Source organism: Stutzerimonas sp. (assembly GCF_982611455.1).
This window is the reverse complement of sequence record NZ_CEXBBO010000006.1, coordinates 29,418-44,966: the sequence shown is the minus strand read 5'-3', so window position 1 is coordinate 44,966 and position 15,549 is coordinate 29,418. Positions and strand designations below refer to the sequence as shown.

14 protein-coding genes are annotated in these 15,549 nt (G+C 61.4%); 3 read left to right on the top strand and 11 right to left on the bottom strand.

The window, feature by feature from the left end:
• Window positions 1-43: 43 nt before the first annotated feature.
• Complete coding sequence (xdhB, locus tag AC2LD7_RS05645) at window positions 44-2,437, bottom strand: xanthine dehydrogenase molybdopterin binding subunit (protein ID WP_484596877.1); 2,394 nt, start codon at window positions 2,435-2,437, stop codon at window positions 44-46.
• Window positions 2,430-3,869: a xanthine dehydrogenase small subunit gene (xdhA, locus tag AC2LD7_RS05640; RefSeq protein ID WP_484596876.1), complete on the bottom strand. Its 1,440-nt coding sequence runs from the start codon at window positions 3,867-3,869 to the stop codon at window positions 2,430-2,432. The genes xdhB and xdhA overlap by 8 nt, the downstream gene beginning before the upstream one ends.
• A gap of 411 nt (window positions 3,870-4,280) precedes the next feature.
• Between xdhA and AC2LD7_RS05635 the strand changes: the two genes are divergently transcribed.
• Window positions 4,281-5,372, top strand: coding sequence for a calcium:cation antiporter (locus AC2LD7_RS05635; protein WP_484596875.1), 1,092 nt, complete (start codon window positions 4,281-4,283; stop codon window positions 5,370-5,372).
• A gap of 32 nt (window positions 5,373-5,404) precedes the next feature.
• A complete protein-coding gene (locus AC2LD7_RS05630) occupies window positions 5,405-5,917 on the top strand; it encodes a nucleoside 2-deoxyribosyltransferase (protein WP_484596874.1) in 513 nt (170 codons plus the stop codon).
• 1 nt (window position 5,918) lies between these two features.
• Here AC2LD7_RS05630 and AC2LD7_RS05625 read toward each other — a convergent pair whose 3' ends face one another.
• The 6 genes from AC2LD7_RS05625 to AC2LD7_RS05600 form a co-directional block, all read right to left on the bottom strand.
• On the bottom strand, window positions 5,919-7,274 hold the full coding sequence (locus AC2LD7_RS05625) for an 8-oxoguanine deaminase (RefSeq protein ID WP_484596873.1): 1,356 nt from the start codon (window positions 7,272-7,274) through the stop codon (window positions 5,919-5,921).
• 233 nt (window positions 7,275-7,507) lie between these two features.
• Window positions 7,508-8,209 (bottom strand): ABC transporter ATP-binding protein, encoded by a 702-nt coding sequence (locus AC2LD7_RS05620; RefSeq protein ID WP_484596872.1) that lies wholly within the window; start codon window positions 8,207-8,209, stop codon window positions 7,508-7,510.
• A gap of 2 nt (window positions 8,210-8,211) precedes the next feature.
• A complete protein-coding gene (gene livG, locus AC2LD7_RS05615) occupies window positions 8,212-8,979 on the bottom strand; it encodes a high-affinity branched-chain amino acid ABC transporter ATP-binding protein LivG (protein ID WP_484596871.1) in 768 nt (255 codons plus the stop codon).
• The gene (locus tag AC2LD7_RS05610; RefSeq protein ID WP_484596870.1) at window positions 8,976-10,232 is read right to left on the bottom strand and encodes a high-affinity branched-chain amino acid ABC transporter permease LivM; all 1,257 of its coding nucleotides are present in this window, start codon (window positions 10,230-10,232) and stop codon (window positions 8,976-8,978) included. The genes livG and AC2LD7_RS05610 overlap by 4 nt, the downstream gene beginning before the upstream one ends.
• Window positions 10,229-11,152 (bottom strand): high-affinity branched-chain amino acid ABC transporter permease LivH, encoded by a 924-nt coding sequence (gene livH, locus AC2LD7_RS05605; RefSeq protein WP_484596869.1) that lies wholly within the window; start codon window positions 11,150-11,152, stop codon window positions 10,229-10,231. Before livH ends, AC2LD7_RS05610 begins: the two co-directional genes overlap by 4 nt.
• 257 nt (window positions 11,153-11,409) lie before the next feature.
• Entirely contained in the window at window positions 11,410-12,528 is a 1,119-nt protein-coding gene (locus AC2LD7_RS05600; RefSeq protein WP_484596868.1) for a branched-chain amino acid ABC transporter substrate-binding protein, read from the bottom strand.
• Window positions 12,529-12,727: 199 nt separating this feature from the next.
• Between AC2LD7_RS05600 and AC2LD7_RS05595 the strand changes: the two genes are divergently transcribed.
• Entirely contained in the window at window positions 12,728-13,045 is a 318-nt protein-coding gene (locus tag AC2LD7_RS05595) for a DUF2288 domain-containing protein (RefSeq protein WP_484596867.1), read from the top strand.
• A gap of 6 nt (window positions 13,046-13,051) precedes the next feature.
• Here the strand turns inward: AC2LD7_RS05595 and phnE (AC2LD7_RS05590) are convergent, their stop codons facing one another.
• Genes phnE (AC2LD7_RS05590) through AC2LD7_RS05580 form a run of 3 tightly spaced genes read right to left on the bottom strand, consistent with a single transcriptional unit; the run spans window position 13,052 to window position 15,503 of the window.
• Window positions 13,052-13,819 carry a phosphonate ABC transporter, permease protein PhnE gene (gene phnE / locus AC2LD7_RS05590; protein WP_484596866.1) on the bottom strand — a complete coding sequence of 256 codons (768 nt, stop codon included), beginning with the start codon at window positions 13,817-13,819 and terminating at the stop codon, window positions 13,052-13,054.
• Window positions 13,816-14,649, bottom strand: a complete 834-nt coding sequence (gene phnE / locus AC2LD7_RS05585) for a phosphonate ABC transporter, permease protein PhnE (protein WP_484596865.1) — start codon at window positions 14,647-14,649, stop codon at window positions 13,816-13,818. The genes phnE (AC2LD7_RS05590) and phnE (AC2LD7_RS05585) overlap by 4 nt, the downstream gene beginning before the upstream one ends.
• Window positions 14,643-15,503 (bottom strand): phosphonate ABC transporter ATP-binding protein, encoded by an 861-nt coding sequence (locus AC2LD7_RS05580; protein WP_484596864.1) that lies wholly within the window; start codon window positions 15,501-15,503, stop codon window positions 14,643-14,645. The genes phnE (AC2LD7_RS05585) and AC2LD7_RS05580 overlap by 7 nt, the downstream gene beginning before the upstream one ends.
• Between the last annotated feature and the right edge of the window lie 46 nt (window positions 15,504-15,549).

Genomic DNA, 15,549 nt, shown 5'->3' with positions numbered 1-15,549 from the left:
GCACAATGCCGCCGGCCTCACCAAAGGGTTCCGCACCTACGGGTCAGGCGATGGTTTCGGTTGCAGTCGCTGGCGCAGCCTTGGCAACCCGCTTCAGCTTGCGCATCTGCTCCACACCCCAAAGTACCCGCTCCGGTGTCGCCGGGGCGTCGATCTTCGGCTGAGCTTTGTAATCGGCAAGACTCGCCACGGCATCCTTGATTGCGCACCAGACCGAGATGCCGAGCATGAACGGCGGCTCGCCGACGGCCTTGGAGTGGAACACCGTGTCTTCCGGGTTCTTGCGGTTCTCGACCAGCTTGACGCGCAGATCCAACGGCATGTCGGCCACCGCCGGGATCTTGTAGCTGGCCGGGCCGGAGGTCATCAGTTTGCCCTTGTCGTTCCAGACCAGCTCTTCCATGGTCAGCCAGCCCATGCCCTGGACAAAGCCGCCTTCCACCTGGCCGATGTCGATAGCCGGGTTCAGCGAGGCGCCGACGTCATGCAGGATGTCGCTGCGCAGCATCTTGTATTCGCCGGTCAGGGTGTCGACGATCACCTCGGAGCACGCCGCGCCATAGGCGAAGTAGTAGAACGGACGGCCACGTGCCTGGCTGCGGTCGTAGTAGATCTTCGGGGTGCGATAGAAGCCGGTGGATGACAGCGACACCTGGCCGAAGTACGCCTGCTGGATCAGCTCGTCGAAGGAAACGTACTGGTCACGGATGCGCACCTGGCCGTTCTTGAACTCGACGTCTTCTTCCGTGACCTGATAATGCCGCGCGGCAAACTCGATCAGGCGCTGCTTGATGGTTTGCGCAGCGTTTTGCGCAGCCTTGCCGTTGAGGTCAGCACCGGAAGATGCCGCCGTCGGCGAGGTGTTCGGCACCTTGTCGGTGTTGGTAGCGGTGATCTGGATACGGTCGACATCGACCTGAAACACCTCGGCCACGACCTGCGCGACTTTGATGTTGAGGCCTTGGCCCATCTCGGTGCCGCCATGGTTCAGGTGGATGCTGCCGTCGGTGTAGACGTGCACCAGCGCGCCGGCCTGGTTGAGGAAGCTGGCGGTGAAGCTGATGCCGAACTTCACCGGCGTCAGCGATAGGCCTTTCTTCAGGATCGGGCTCTTGGCGTTGAATGCACGGATTTCCTCGCGGCGCTTGGCGTATTCGCTGCTGGCCTCGAGCTCGGCGGTCATCTCCTCGAGCATGTTGTGCTCGACGGTCTGGTAGTACGGCGTGACGTTGCGCTCGGTCTTGCCGTAGTAGTTGCGCTTGCGCACGTCGAGCGGATCCTTGCCCAGCTCACGCGCCACCGCGTCCATGATTTCCTCGATGGCGACCATGCCTTGCGGGCCGCCGAAGCCGCGGTAGGCGGTGTTCGAGGCCAGGTTGGTCTTGCAGCGATGACCATTGATGGTGGCATCGCCCAGGTAGTAGGCGTTGTCGGAGTGGAACATGGCGCGGTCGACGATGGAGCCGGACAGGTCTGGCGAGTAACCACAGTTGCCGGCCAGGTCGATCTCGATGCCATGCAGCAGGCCGTCGTCGTCGAAGCCAACGTCATACTCGACATAGAAGGGGTGACGCTTGCCAGTCATGGTCATGTCTTCCATGCGCGGCAGGCGCATCTTGGTCGGGCGGCCGGTGAGATGCGCGATCACCGCGCACATGCACGCAGGCCCCGCGGCCTGGGTTTCCTTACCGCCGAAGCCACCGCCCATGCGGCGCATGTCGATGACGATCTTGTTCATCGATACGCCAAGTACTTCCGAGACCAGCTTCTGCACCTCGGTCGGGTTTTGCGTCGAGGTGTAGACGATCATGCCGCCGTCTTCGGTGGGCATCACCGAGGAGACCTGGGTCTCCAGATAGAAATGTTCCTGACCGCCGATATGCAGGCTGCCTTGCAGGCGGCGCGGCGCAGTGGCCAGCGCGCCAGACGAATCGCCGCGCTTGTGGGTGTGGCTGTCGAGCACGAAGTGCTTCTTGCGCAGCGCATCGACCACGTCGATCACCGGCTCAAGATCTTCGTATTCGATGATCGCGGCCATCGCTGCCTTGCGCGCGGTTTCCAGGCTGTCAGCGGCGACGGCGATTACTGGCTGACCAATGAATTCGACCTTGCCGTCAGCCAGCAACGGATCACCAGGCATAACCGCGCCGATATCCAGCTGGCCGGGCACATCCTTGGCGGTGATGGCAATGGCGACACCAGGCACGTTGTAGCAGGGCGACGTATCGATGCGCACGATGCGGGCATGGGCCCGGTCGCTCATGCGGGCGTAGACGTGCAGCTGATTGGGAAACTCCAGGCGGTCGTCAACGTATACCGCTTCACCGGTGACGTGCTTGGGCGCGCTGTCGTGCTTGACGCTACGGCCGACGCCGGATACCAGGTTCTGCTTGAACAGGGTTGCGATTTCTTCCTGAGTTTTGGTTGGCTTATGCATATGCGGTCACCCTTGTTTCGGCTTCCGGGCTCTGTTGCTCGAGGAAGCATTTGCGCAGGAGGTTCTGTGCGACCAGCAGGCGATATTCGCGGCTGGCACGGAAGTCGGTGAGCGGTGTGAAGTCCTTTTCCAGCGCTTCACAGGCTCGCTCGATAGTTTCGGTATTGAACGGCGCGCCGATCAGGGCGCGCTCGCAGGCTGCGGCGCGTTTCGGAATGGCAGCCATGCCGCCGAAGGCGACGCGGGCATCGTCGATGACGCCGTTCTCGAGCTTCAGATCGAACGCCGCACAGACCGCTGAGATGTCATCGTCCAGGCGCTTGGAGACCTTGTAGGCGCGGAAAGTTCGGTTGGCCTGGGCGCGCGGCACGATGATCTTCTCGATGAATTCGCCTTGCTCGCGAGCCGTGACCTTGTAATCGATGAAGTAGTCTTGCAGCAGCAGGGTGCGGCTGTTGATGCCCTTGCGCAGCACCACCTGAGCGCCCAGAGCGATAAGCAGCGGCGGCGAGTCCCCGATAGGCGAGGCGTTGCCGATATTGCCGCCGAGGGTGCCCTGATTGCGAATCTGCAGCGAGGCAAAGCGATGCAGCAGTTCGCCGAAGTCCGGGTATTCCTTGGCCAGCACTTCGTAGCAATCGGTCAGCGGAGTGGCCGCGCCGATCTCGATGCTGCTGTCGGTGACTTCGACCTTTTTCATTTCGGCGATGTGGCCGACATAGATCATCACCGGCAGTTCGCGATGGAACTGGGTGACTTCCAGCGCCAGGTCGGTGCCGCCAGCAAGCAGGCGGGCATCGGGATTGGCGCCGTAGATATCGGCCAGATCGCCTACAGTCAGTGGTGACAGGCAGCGCTTGTCGCCACTGTTGAGTTCGGCGGTTTCACGAGGCTCGATGGCTTTCAGCTGGGCGATGGTTTCAGCTTCGTTCGCGTCGAACTGGTCCGGCTGCTTGTTGCAGCAGGCCTGCTCAGCGGCTTCGAGAATCGGGCGGTAGCCAGTGCAGCGGCAAAGATTGCCGGCCAGGGCTTCGTGAGTGTCGGCCTTGTCGTAACCATTCGCCGATTTCTGCAACGCAAACAGGCTCATGACGAAACCGGGCGTGCAGAAGCCGCACTGCGAACCGTGGCAGTCGACCATGGCTTGCTGAACGCTGTGCAGTTGACCCTGATGCTTGAGGTCTTCAACGACGATCAGCTGCTTGCCGTGCAGCGCGGAAACGAAGGTCAGGCAGGAATTGAGCGTGCGATAGCGCAGCTTTTCGCCGTCCAACTCGCCGACTACAACAGTGCAAGCGCCACAGTCACCGGAAGCGCAGCCTTCTTTGGTGCCGGACTTGCCGCGATGTTCACGCAGGTAATCCAGCACGGTGGTATTCGGATCGAGTGTCTGCTCACGGCGCAGTTCTCGATTGAGTAGGAACTGGATCAAGGAGGGCCTCCGGGGAGTTTTTGTTCTGGGCTCTGGTGAAGGAAATTAGCCCTATCTGACTTTCTGGTCAACAAATACCTGACTCAAAAGTCAATGTGCTCGACGAATGCATACCAGGGTGATGACCCTCGCCGCTGCGGCTTGGTTGCTGATGGGTTCAGTGTGGCTCAGGTAGACAGGAATTGCCGTGCAGGGCGATAGGCGTGCTCGACGAAGCGTCGGCCTTGAGTAGGCGATCCCAGCGGCAGCGCGGAGACCAATTCATGCGCTGACTCGCAGCGAAACCGCAGGGTAGAAATTCCCTTCCGCTTCCATATGGGACGTCCTCTGCCGATTGTTGGTCTTCTTTTTTGTTGTTTCCATATATGCGCGGCTTGGTGCGTCGGGGCAGTGAACTTCTGGAGATTGATAATGCTGCATGTGCTGAAGGAAGAGATATTTCTCGTCGCCGCGCTGCTCGTTGCGGTCCTTGCTTATACCTTCGAAGGTAGCCTGCTGGATGGCGGACGCATGGTTGCATTGATCGCCGTCGGTGTGCTCGTCGCGACCATCGTGATGGCATCGATCCGTGTCGCGCACCATGCCGAAGTGCTCGCGGAAAAGGTCGGCGATCCCTACGGCACGATGATTCTCACCCTGTCGGCGGTACTGGTTGAGGTCGTCGTGCTGGGCATCATGATGTCCCACGAGCCGTCGCCGACATTGGTGCGTGACACCATCTACGCGGCGGTGATGCTCGATCTTAACGGCATTCTCGGCCTCGCGGCGCTGATGGGTGGCCTGCGCCATGGTGAGCAGTCGTACAACGATGATTCGGCGCGGACCTACAGCGTGATGATCCTGACCGCCATGGGCGTGTCGATGGTCGTGCCCGAGTTCATTCCACGTGAAGACTGGAAACTCTATTCAGCCTTTACCATCGGCGCGATGTTGCTGCTTTATGGCGTCTTCCTGCGCATGCAGGTGGGTGCGCACAGTTATTTCTTCAGCTACAGCTACCCAGAAAAGCGTCGGCGCAAAGGCAGCCCCGACGTCCCGCCTGCTTCGGCGAATCTTCGCCTTGCGATCGGCTCCTTGTGTGCCGGCGTGGTGCTCATCGGTGCGCTTGCCGAGGTAATGGCCAAGGCCCTCGGCGTGGGGCTGGTAGGCAGCGGCGCGCCGCCGATACTGGCGGCGTTGCTGGTGGCGGGGATTTCGGCAAGCCCTGAGATTTTGACCGCGTTGCGTGCGGCGCTGGCCAACCGCATGCAGTCGGTGGTCAATATCGCGCTCGGTGCCTCGCTGTCCACGGTGATTCTTACGGTGCCGGTAATGGAGGCGCTGGCGCTGTACAGTGGTCAACCGTTCCAGATGGCGATGACGCCACTACAGACAATGATGGTCTTCATTACCTTGATCGTCGCCGCGATCAATCTGAACGACGGCGAAACCAATGCGATCGAGGGCATGACCCACTTCGTGCTGTTCGCTACCTTCATCATGCTCTCGCTGATTGGACTGTAACGACCGCAACGATCTATGCATGACAGGAGCTTATGGATTTGCGTATCTACCTGGCCGGTCCCTGCGTGTTCCGCCCCGACGCGCTGGAGCACGGCGAGCGGCTCAAGGCGCTCTGCGCCGAGTTCGGCTTCATCGGCCTGTATCCGCTGGACAAGCAAGTGCCTGCGGATATCACCGACGCGCGCGAGCGGGCCGCCTGGATCTACCGTGCCAATCTCGAATTGCTCGAACAGGCCGATGCCGTGCTGGCCGACCTCAATTTCTTTCGTGGCGGCGAGCCGGACAGCGGTACCTGTTTTGAAGTGGGCTATGCCGTGGCACGAGGTAAACCGGTCTTCGGTTACCTGGAGGGAGCCGGCAGCTACGCTGAACGGCTTCGCCGTCAGCACCCGCAGCTTTGTGGATTGCCCGGCGTCGATTGTGATGGCTTGCAGCTGGAAGCCTTCGACCTGCCGGTCAACCTGATGCTCGGGGTCCCGGTGACGATAGTCACCGGAAGCCCGCAGGAGTGCTTGCAACAGCTGATAGCAGCATTGCGCCGCTGATTCAGCCCGCCAGCAGCTCTCGCGCCGCCTGGCTGTGATCGGCGATCAGGCCGGCGACGTCGAGTCCTTCGATTTCCCCATCAACCACTCGCCATTGCCCGCCGACCATGACTCGATCGGCACGGTCTGCGCCGCACAAGAGCAACGCCGAAATAGGATCATGACTGCCGGAGAAGCGCAGCTCGTCGAGCTTGAACAGCGCGAGATCCGCTTGCTTGCCGACACTCAGCTCGCCGATGTCGTCGCGACCCAGCAGCCGCGCTGAACCCCGCGTCGCCCAGCCCAGCACCCGCTCAGGGGTGATCTGCTCAGCACCATAGCGCAGGCGCTGGATGTAGAGTGCCTGACGTGCTTCGAGAATCATGTTGGAAGCATCATTGGATGCCGAACCGTCCACACCCAGGCCGATGGTTGCGCCAGCGGCTTCCAGTGCCACGGTCGGGCAGATGCCCGAGGCCAGGCGCATATTCGAACTCGGACAATGACAAATACCGGTGCCAGCGGCCCCAAGGCGTTCGATCTCTTCGTCGTTGAAATGAATGCCGTGAGCCAGCCAGGTGCGTTCGGACAGCCAGCCGACACTGTCCAGATAATCCACGGTGCGCAGCCCGAAACGCTGTAGGCAGAACGCCTCTTCGTCCAGCGTTTCGGCCAGATGGGTATGCAAACGCACGTCGTGATGTTCGGCCAGCGCGGCGCTGGCGCGCATGATTTCTGGCGTCACTGAAAACGGCGAGCAGGGCGCCAAGGCAATCTGGATCTGCGCGCCGGCACCGCGTTCGTGATAAGTGCCGATCAGGCGTTCGCTGTCGGCCAGGATCGCTTCTGCAGTCTGCACCGTATGTTGCGGCGGCAGGCCGCCATCGGCTTCGCCCAGGCTCATGGAGCCGCGAGTGAGCATGGCGCGCATGCCCAGCTCGCGGACAGCCTCGATCTGCACGTCGATAGCGTTCTCCAGGCCGCCCGGAAACAGGTAGTGATGATCGGCGGCAGTGGTGCAGCCGGAGAGCAACAGCTCAGCCAGCGCGACCTTGCTGGCCAGCGCGAGCCGGTCCGGTGTCAGGCGGGCCCAGACCGGATAGAGCGTCTTCAGCCAGGGAAACAGTGGCTGGTTCACCACCGGCGCCCAGGCGCGGGTGAGGGTCTGGTAGAAGTGGTGATGGGTATTGATAAGCCCCGGTAGCACGACATGCTTGCGGGCGTCGAACGTGCTCTCGACGGGAGTGGTTGGCGATTGTCCAGCAGCGAGCAATTCGACAATGGCGCCGTTTTCGATCACCAGTCCGCCTGAGGCGTCCTGATCGTTGGCGGTGAAAATGGCGAGGGGATTCTTGATCCAGATACGGCTGGCAGTCATGGCCGGCTTCTCCTGAGTTGAGTTCAGAATTGCCAGCTCAGTTATGCCCTGTCTGCTGATCCAGGGGGCGCCTGGTTGGGCGCCTAGCGGGGAACAATAATGACTTGCGGCTGTGTTGTCACCACCCGCCACTGGCATAGATGAGGAAAGGCGATGGTTTGCACCATCCTACGCTGCGGGTGGTCGGGCATGAAAAAGCCGGGCGTGTGCCCGGCGTTTTCGGTTCCCTTCGATCAGCCGCCCAAATAGGCGTCGCGCACCTTGGGGTCGCTCAGTAGCTCTTCGCCGCTGCCCTGCATGACGATGCGACCATTTTCCAGCACGTACGCGCGATCGGCCAGCTTGAGCGCCTGGTTGGCGTTCTGCTCGACCAGAAAGATAGTCACGCCATCCTCGCGCAGCTGCTCGATGATCTGAAAGATCTGCTGGATGATGATCGGCGCCAGGCCCAACGAAGGTTCGTCGAGCAGCAACAGCTTGGGCTTGCTCATCAATGCCCGGGCGATGGCGAGCATTTGCTGTTCTCCACCGGACATGGTGCCGCCACGCTGTTGGAAGCGCTCTTTGAGCCGCGGAAACAACAGCAGCACCTTGTCGAGTTGCTCCTGAAAGTCCGCCTTGTTGGTATAGAAACCACCCATGGCGAGGTTCTCTTCCACGGTCAGGCGAGCAAAGATGCGGCGCCCCTCCGGCACCACCGCGATGTCCTTGCGCATGATGTCGCAGGTCTGCTGGCCGACCAGTTCGTCGCCTTCGAAGCGGATGCTGCCTGCGGATGCCTGTGGCGCACCGCAAAGTGTCATCAGCAGAGTCGATTTGCCAGCGCCGTTGGCGCCGATCAGGGTGACGATTTCACCCTTGCGGACCTCGACGTCGACGTTGTGCAGTGCCTGGATCTTGCCGTAGAAGGTCGAGACGTTTTCGAAATACAGCATGGTTACGCCTCCCCCAAATAAGCTTTGATCACGTCCGGATTGTCGCGAATCTGCTCCGGCGTGCCGTCAGCCAACGGGCAGCCCTGGTTGATCACGACGATGTGGTCGGAAATGCTCATGACCAGTTTCATGTCGTGCTCGATGAGCAGTACGGTCACGCCGTGCTCGTCGCGAAGCATGCCGATCAGCGCCTTGAGGTCCTCGGTCTCGCGTGGGTTGAGCCCTGCCGCCGGCTCGTCGAGCATGAGAATGCGCGGGCGCGTCATCATGCAACGGGCAATTTCCAGCCGACGTTGCTGGCCATAAGCGAGCGTGCCGGCGGGACGGTTGGCGACATCGGTAAGGTTGACCTGCTCGAGCCAATGCGCGGCGAAGTCCATCGCTTCATGCTCGCTCTGGCGGAAGGCCTTGGTCTTCAACAGTCCGGACAGGAAGTTGGTGTTGAGATGCCGGTGCTGCGCCACCAGCAGGTTCTCCACGGCGGTCATGTCCTTGAACAGGCGAACATTTTGGAAGGTGCGGACCACACCCTTGCGGGCGATCTTGTGGCCCGGCAGGCCTTGGATCGCTTCGCCGTCGAGCAGGATTTCGCCCGAGGTCGGCTGGTAGAAACCGGTCAAGCAGTTGAATACGGTGGTTTTGCCGGCCCCGTTCGGACCGATCATTGAAACCACTTGTTTGTCCTGTACGCTCAGGCCCACCCCGTTGACGGCCAAGAGACCGCCGAAACGCATGGTCAAGCCGCGTACTTCGAGAATCGGGCGGCTCATCGTTTCAGCTCCAGGTGGGGACGTTGCATGGGCAGCAGGCCCTGCGGACGCCAGATCATCATCAGCACCATCAAGGCGCCGAACATCAGCATGCGGTACTCGCTGAACTCACGCATCAGCTCGGGCAGCAGGATCATCACGATGGCGGCGAGTATCACCCCCAATTGCGAGCCCATGCCGCCAAGAACCACGATGGCGAGGATGATGGCCGATTCGATGAAGGTGAACGATTCCGGCGACACCAGGCCCTGTCGCGCGGCGAAGAAGCTGCCGGCGAACCCGGCGAAGCTCGCGCCCAGGGTAAAGGCCGAGAGCTTGATCACGGTGGGGTTCATACCCAGCGCACGGCAGGCGATCTCGTCTTCGCGCAGCGCTTCCCAGGCGCGACCGATGGGCATGCGCAGCAGACGGTTGATCACGAACAGGGTCAGCAACACCAGCAGCAGGGCGATCAGGTAGAGGTAGATGACCTTGTTGATGGAGGCATAATCCATGCCGAAGAACTCATGGAAGGTCTGCATGCCCTCGGCCGCGCGACGATCAAACGAGAGACCGAACAGTGTCGGTTTTTCGATACCGCTGATGCCATTGGGGCCACCGGTCAGATCGGTCATGTTGCGCAGCAGCAGACGAATGATTTCACCGAAACCCAGGGTCACGATCGCCAGATAGTCGCCGCGCAATCTCAGCACCGGAAAGCCCAGCAGGAAACCGAACAGTGCCGCCATCGCGCCAGCGATCGGCAGGGCGGTCCAGAATCCAAAGCCGTAATAGTGCGATAGCAGAGCGTAGGTATAGGCGCCGACGGCGTAGAAGCCGACATAGCCGAGATCGAGCAGGCCGGCCAGACCCACGACAATGTTCAAACCGAGGCCGAGCATCACGTAGATCAGGATCAGCGTGGCGATATCCACCGCGCCTCGTGAGCCGAAGAACGGCCAGGCGAGCGCCACCAGGATCAGCCCGATGATGATGTAGCGCTGGGTCGACGGCAGGGTCAGGAAGCTGCCCGCACCGGCCGGTATCGTCGGCAGCTTGGGGCTGGCGGCCCAACCGGCGGCCGCGTGGTGGCGGAACAGCTGCCAGAAAAACATGGCGACGGCACAGGCGGCGATGATCCAGAAGGTCTTCGCGTCGCTGCCATGGACTTCGAGGCGAATGCCGACAGTGGTGAGTTTCAGTCCGAATACCGGTACCGCCACGGCGAATACCAGAAGCGCGCTGAAAAAGGCGGTGCGCAGATTGCGAGTCATACCTTTTCAACCTCCGGACGGCCGAGAATACCGGTCGGGCGGAACAGCAGAACGAGCACCAGCAGGCTGAAAGCAACCACGTCCTTGTACTGATCGCCGAAGATGTCGGCGCCGAAGGCTTCGGCAACGCCAAGTACCAAGCCGCCGAGCATCGCGCCAGGGATGCTGCCGATGCCGCCCAGTACCGCGGCGGTGAAGGCCTTGATCCCGGCCAGGAAGCCGATGTGCGGGTTGATTACACCGTACTGCATGCTGATCAGCACGGCTGCAATCGCCGCCAGCGCAGCACCGATCATGAACGTCAGAGCGATGATGCTGTTGGTGTTGATGCCCAGCAGGTTTGCCATCTTCAGGTCTTCGGCGCAGGCGCGGCAGGCGCGGCCCAGACGCGAACGGGAGATGAACATGGTCAGGCCCAGCATGGCGAGGATGGTGACCACGAAGATCAGCACCTGCATGTAGGAAATCACCACGCCGTTCATGGCGCTTTCCCCGAATATGAAGTTGCCAGGCAGCGGGTTGGGGATGGCCTTGTCCTTGGAATCCTGGGACAGCAGTACGAGGTTCTGCAGAAAGATCGACATGCCGATCGCGGAGATCAGCGGGATCAACCTGTTGCTTCCGCGCAGTGGCCGGTAGGCGACCCGCTCGATGCTGTAGCCATAGGCGCTGGTCACGATCATGGCAGCTGCGAAGGCACCGATCATGAGAATTGGTAGGGAATCGAGCCCCATCATGGTCAGCCCGACGATGGCAATAAAGGTGACATAAGAGCCGATCATGTACACCTCGCCGTGGGCGAAGTTGATCATGCCGATGATGCCGTAAACCATCGTGTAACCGATGGCTATCAAGGCATAGGTGCTGCCAACGGTCAGACCGTTGATCAGCTGCTGAAAGTAGTGGTAGAGCTCAGGCATTACGTTCTCCTGAACACCCTGCATCCGTGCTCGCCGCCAATGCGGACCTGCTTCGAAAACGCTGCATGGAGAATGCGGCGCCAAGGGTTCGGTGCGGATCGCGCACTTACCTGTTCGAGGCGGGCCAGTTCTGCAGGCCACTCGCTTGGTTGAAGGTGTTGCTGGGGCGGCCCATTGCTTGTGGCCGGGTCAGCCCCGATCAGCTAAAACAAAGCCCACAGCGGGTGCCGTGGGCTTCGGTTGATGGTTGGTTCAGCTTACTTGGCTTCGGTCTTGGTGCCGTCCTGGTGCCATTCGTAAACTACGAAGTTGAAGTCCTTCAGATCACCTTTCTCGTCGAACGACAGGTTGCCGGTCGGGGTGTCGAAAGTGTTGCTGCGCAGTGCTTCGGCCACCTTATCGGTGTCGGTGCTGCCAGCTTTCTCGATGCCTTCGGCAATAACCTGCACGGCGGCGTATGCCGGGAATACGAACGGGCCGCTCGGGTCCTGCTTCTTGGCCTTGAACGCTTCTACCAGCTTCTGGTTGCGTGGGTCCTGGTCGAAGGACTGCGGCAGGGTGACGTACAGACCCTCGGAAGCCGGGCCGGCGATCGCCGAGATTTCTTTGTTGCCAACGCCTTCCGGACCCATGAAGCGCACGTTCAGGCCGCGCTCTTTGGCTTGGCGCAGCAGCAGGCCCAATTCCGGGTGGTAGCCGCCGTAGTAAACGAAGTCGACGCCTTCCTGCTTGAGCTTGGAAATCATCGAGGAGAAGTCTTTGTCACCAGCGTTGATGCCTTCGAACAGACCGACCTTGACGCCTTTTTCTTCAAGCGTCTCCTTCACTGCGGTGGCGATGCCTTCACCGTACTGCTGCTTGTCATGGATGACGGCAACGTTCTTTGGCTTGATGTGGTCGGCGATGAAGTTGCCGGCGGTCGGGCCCTGCAGGCTGTCCAGACCGATGGTGCGGAAAATAAGCTCATAACCGCGCGACGTGATGTCCGGGCTGGTCGACGCCGCGGTAATCATCAGAATGCCTTCGTCTTCGTAAATGTCCGAAGCCGGCTGGGTCGAGCTGGAGCACAGATGGCCGACCACGAAGCTGATTTCGTCGTTGACGATTTTGTTGGCTACCGCCACGGCCTGCTTCGGATCGCAGGCATCGTCGTAGACCACGCCTTCGAGTTGTTGTCCGTTGACACCCCCGTCCTTGTTGATCTGCTCGATGGCCATCTGGGCACCGATGAACTGCATTTCCCCGTACTGCGCAACAGCCCCTGTTACCGGGCCGGCCAAGCCGATCTTGATGGTGTCGGCGGCAAGCGTGTAGCTCGCTGCACCTGTCAACGCGATAGCCATGAAAAGTTTGGAAAGACACTGTTTGGTCTTCATATGCGCTCCACTTGCATCATTATTGTTTGAATCCTGCTGGCTGCAGTGTCGTTAAGGGCCTAACGTCCCCAAACGGTACGGCAACTGTACCGGCACAGTGTAGAAGCGTCAGCACCTGTTTGCACAGTCAGGATTCCATCCATTTTATGAGGCCCGCCCGGACGCTATCATTGCGCTCTTTCGTTAACGAGTGAGCCCCATGAGCGAAGATCCAAGCACTCTCTATGCCAAGCTGCTGGGCGAAACTGCGTCGATTACCTGGCAGGAGCTGCAGCCATTCTTCGCTCGTGGCGCGCTGCTGCGGGTCGCCAGCGACTGCGACTTGATCGAAGCGGCGCAGGCCGTCGCCCAGGACGATCAGGAAAAGGTGGCGGCATGGCTGGCGGACGGCCATATGGGCAAGCTTGAGGCCGAGCAGGCGCAGGACTGGCTGGCGCGTGATCCTTCACTTTGGGCGGTTGTGGTTGCGCCCTGGGTGCTGGTTCAGGAACGGGCTGCGAAGCCCAGCCTGCACTGATTCAAGTCAGCCACGCACCCAGCGCTGGCGCGCCCAGCCACTCAGGGCATCGACGGCCAGCACCATCAGCAGCATGGCGAGGATCACCGTCGAAGCCTGGGCTTCCTGGAACAGGCTGAGGCTCATATAGAGCATCTGCCCCAGACCACCGGCACCGACGAAGCCGAGCACACTGGCCATGCGGATGTTGTTTTCCCAGCGATACAGCGTGTAAGCGATCAGCTGCGGCCACAGCGTCGGCAGGGTGCCATAGCAGAACGCACTGATGCGCCCGCTACCGGATAACCGCAGCGCTTCGCTGGGCGAATTCGGCGTGTTTTCCAGCGCTTCGGCGAATAGCCGCCCGAGCACGCCGGCGGTATGCAATGCCAGCGCCAGCGTGCCGGCATTCGGACCCAGGCCGGCCGCCAGCACCATCAGCGCGGCCCAGACCAATTCCGGGACCGCTCGCAACGCATTCAGCAGCAGACGCGAGGCGCCCTTGGCGAACAGGCCGAAACGCCCCGCGGCCGGTAGCGCCAACAGCAGGCCGAGCAGCGCCGCCAGCAGTGTGCCAATGGCCGACATCGCCAGGGTTTCCACTGCGCCGTAAGCGATAGCGCGAAGATGGCTGGGCGAGAGGTCCGGATTGAGAAAGCCCGACGCATACGCGGCCATCTGGTCAATCCCGTCGGCGCTGAACAGGGCACTCGCTTCGAGTTGCAAAAAAGCGAACGAGCCTATTACTGCCGCCAGAAGCAGTAACGGCGCGGCGTAGCGCGAAAGGGCCCTCACGCGTATCTCCGGCGCAGCAACTGGCTGAGCAGATCCGCCATCAGCACCAGCAATAAGAACGTGAGCAGCATGCTCGCCACTTCACCACCGGCAAACATGCGCATCGACAAATCCATCTGTTGGCCCAGCCCGCCAGCCCCGACGAAGCCCATCACCACCGAAGCGCGAACAGCGCATTCCCAGCGGTAAACGGTATAGGAGAGCATTTCGCCCGTTGCCTGTGGCAGCACGCCATAGGCGAACGCCTGCAGGCGCGAGCCGCCCGCGCCGAGCAGCGCGCGAGTCGGCAGCGGATCGACCGACTCGAAGATTTCCGCATAGACCTTGCCGAGCATGCCGGCATAGGTGATGGCGATCGCCAGCACGCCGGCGGTTGGTCCGAGCCCCACCGCGCGGACGAACAGCAACGCCCAGACGATCTCGGGCACGCTACGCAGCACGATCAAGAGACCTCGCACCGGCCAGCGTAGCGTCTGCGCCCACCAATGAGGTTGGCCGCCGCGGCTGAGCGCGGAAATCGACAAGGCACGGGTTGCCAGCAAGGCGCAGGGCACCGCGACGACTAATGCCAACGCCATGCCTGCTGTGGCGATGGCGAGCGTCTCCAGCGTTGCTCGCCACAACAGTGGAAGGAAATCCTCACCGTGTTCCGGTGGCCAGAATCCAGACAGGAACGCGCTCATGGTGTCGGCATTGCTGCCGTCGAACAGTACGCCGATATCCAATTCGCTCAGCGACAGCCCCGGCCACAGCAGCGCCAACGCCAGTAGGGTCAGCAACAGGCGCGAGCGGGCGGCGGGGTCGCGCTCGGCGAGGGCAGGGTTCAGCATCGTGGAATATGCAGAGCCTGGCCAAGCGCGGGCCGAGCGGTCGCTTCGCTGGTCAATTGCTCGTTGGCGTACAGCGCTTCGAGCTCGGTTGGCGTCACGTCTGTCGAGGCCTTGTCGAACAGGATTCGCCCGTCGCGCACGCCGATCACGCGTGGGAAGTGCTCCAACGCCAACTCCACCGCGTGCAGGCTGGCCAGCAGGGTGGCCTGGCGATGCATGGTTTCTCGGTTGAGTACGCTCAGCGAATAGGCGGCGAGCACCGGGTCCATCGCCGAAACCGGTTCATCGGCGAGGATCAGCTCCGGGCTCTGATAAAGCACACGGGCAATGCCGACTCGCTGCAGCTGGCCGCCGGAGAGCTGATCGCAGCGCTCGTAGAGCTTGTCGGCCAGGTCCAATCCGGCTAGCGCCTGCGCAGCACCCTGCTTGTCCAACGGATAGACCAGGCTGAACAAGCTGCGCCCCAGCGACCACTGGCCCAGACGCCCAGCCAGCACCGAGGTGATTACACGCTGGCGTGGCGGCAGTGGAGGTGACTGATGGATCAGGCCGATTCGGGTCCGAAGTTTCTGGCGGGCCGCAGGCGACAGCGACCAGGGATCGCAGCCGAGCAGATTCAGACGTCCCGTGCCCGGCTGCAGATGCGTGGCCAGCAAGCGCAGCAGTGTGGTCTTGCCCGCACCGGACGGACCGATGATGGCGACCCGCTCACCCTTGGCAATCTGCAGATCGATATTGCGCAGCGCGACGTGGCCGTTGGCGTGGGTATGGCCCACGCCGGTCAGGCTCAAGGCCTGTTCAAATTCGGCCGTCCGGGAATCGAGTGCTCTTGAAGGTGATATCGAGAGGCTCATTTACGTGCACTCGATCATTGCTGTCTGGATTGCTGCGCCAGATGTG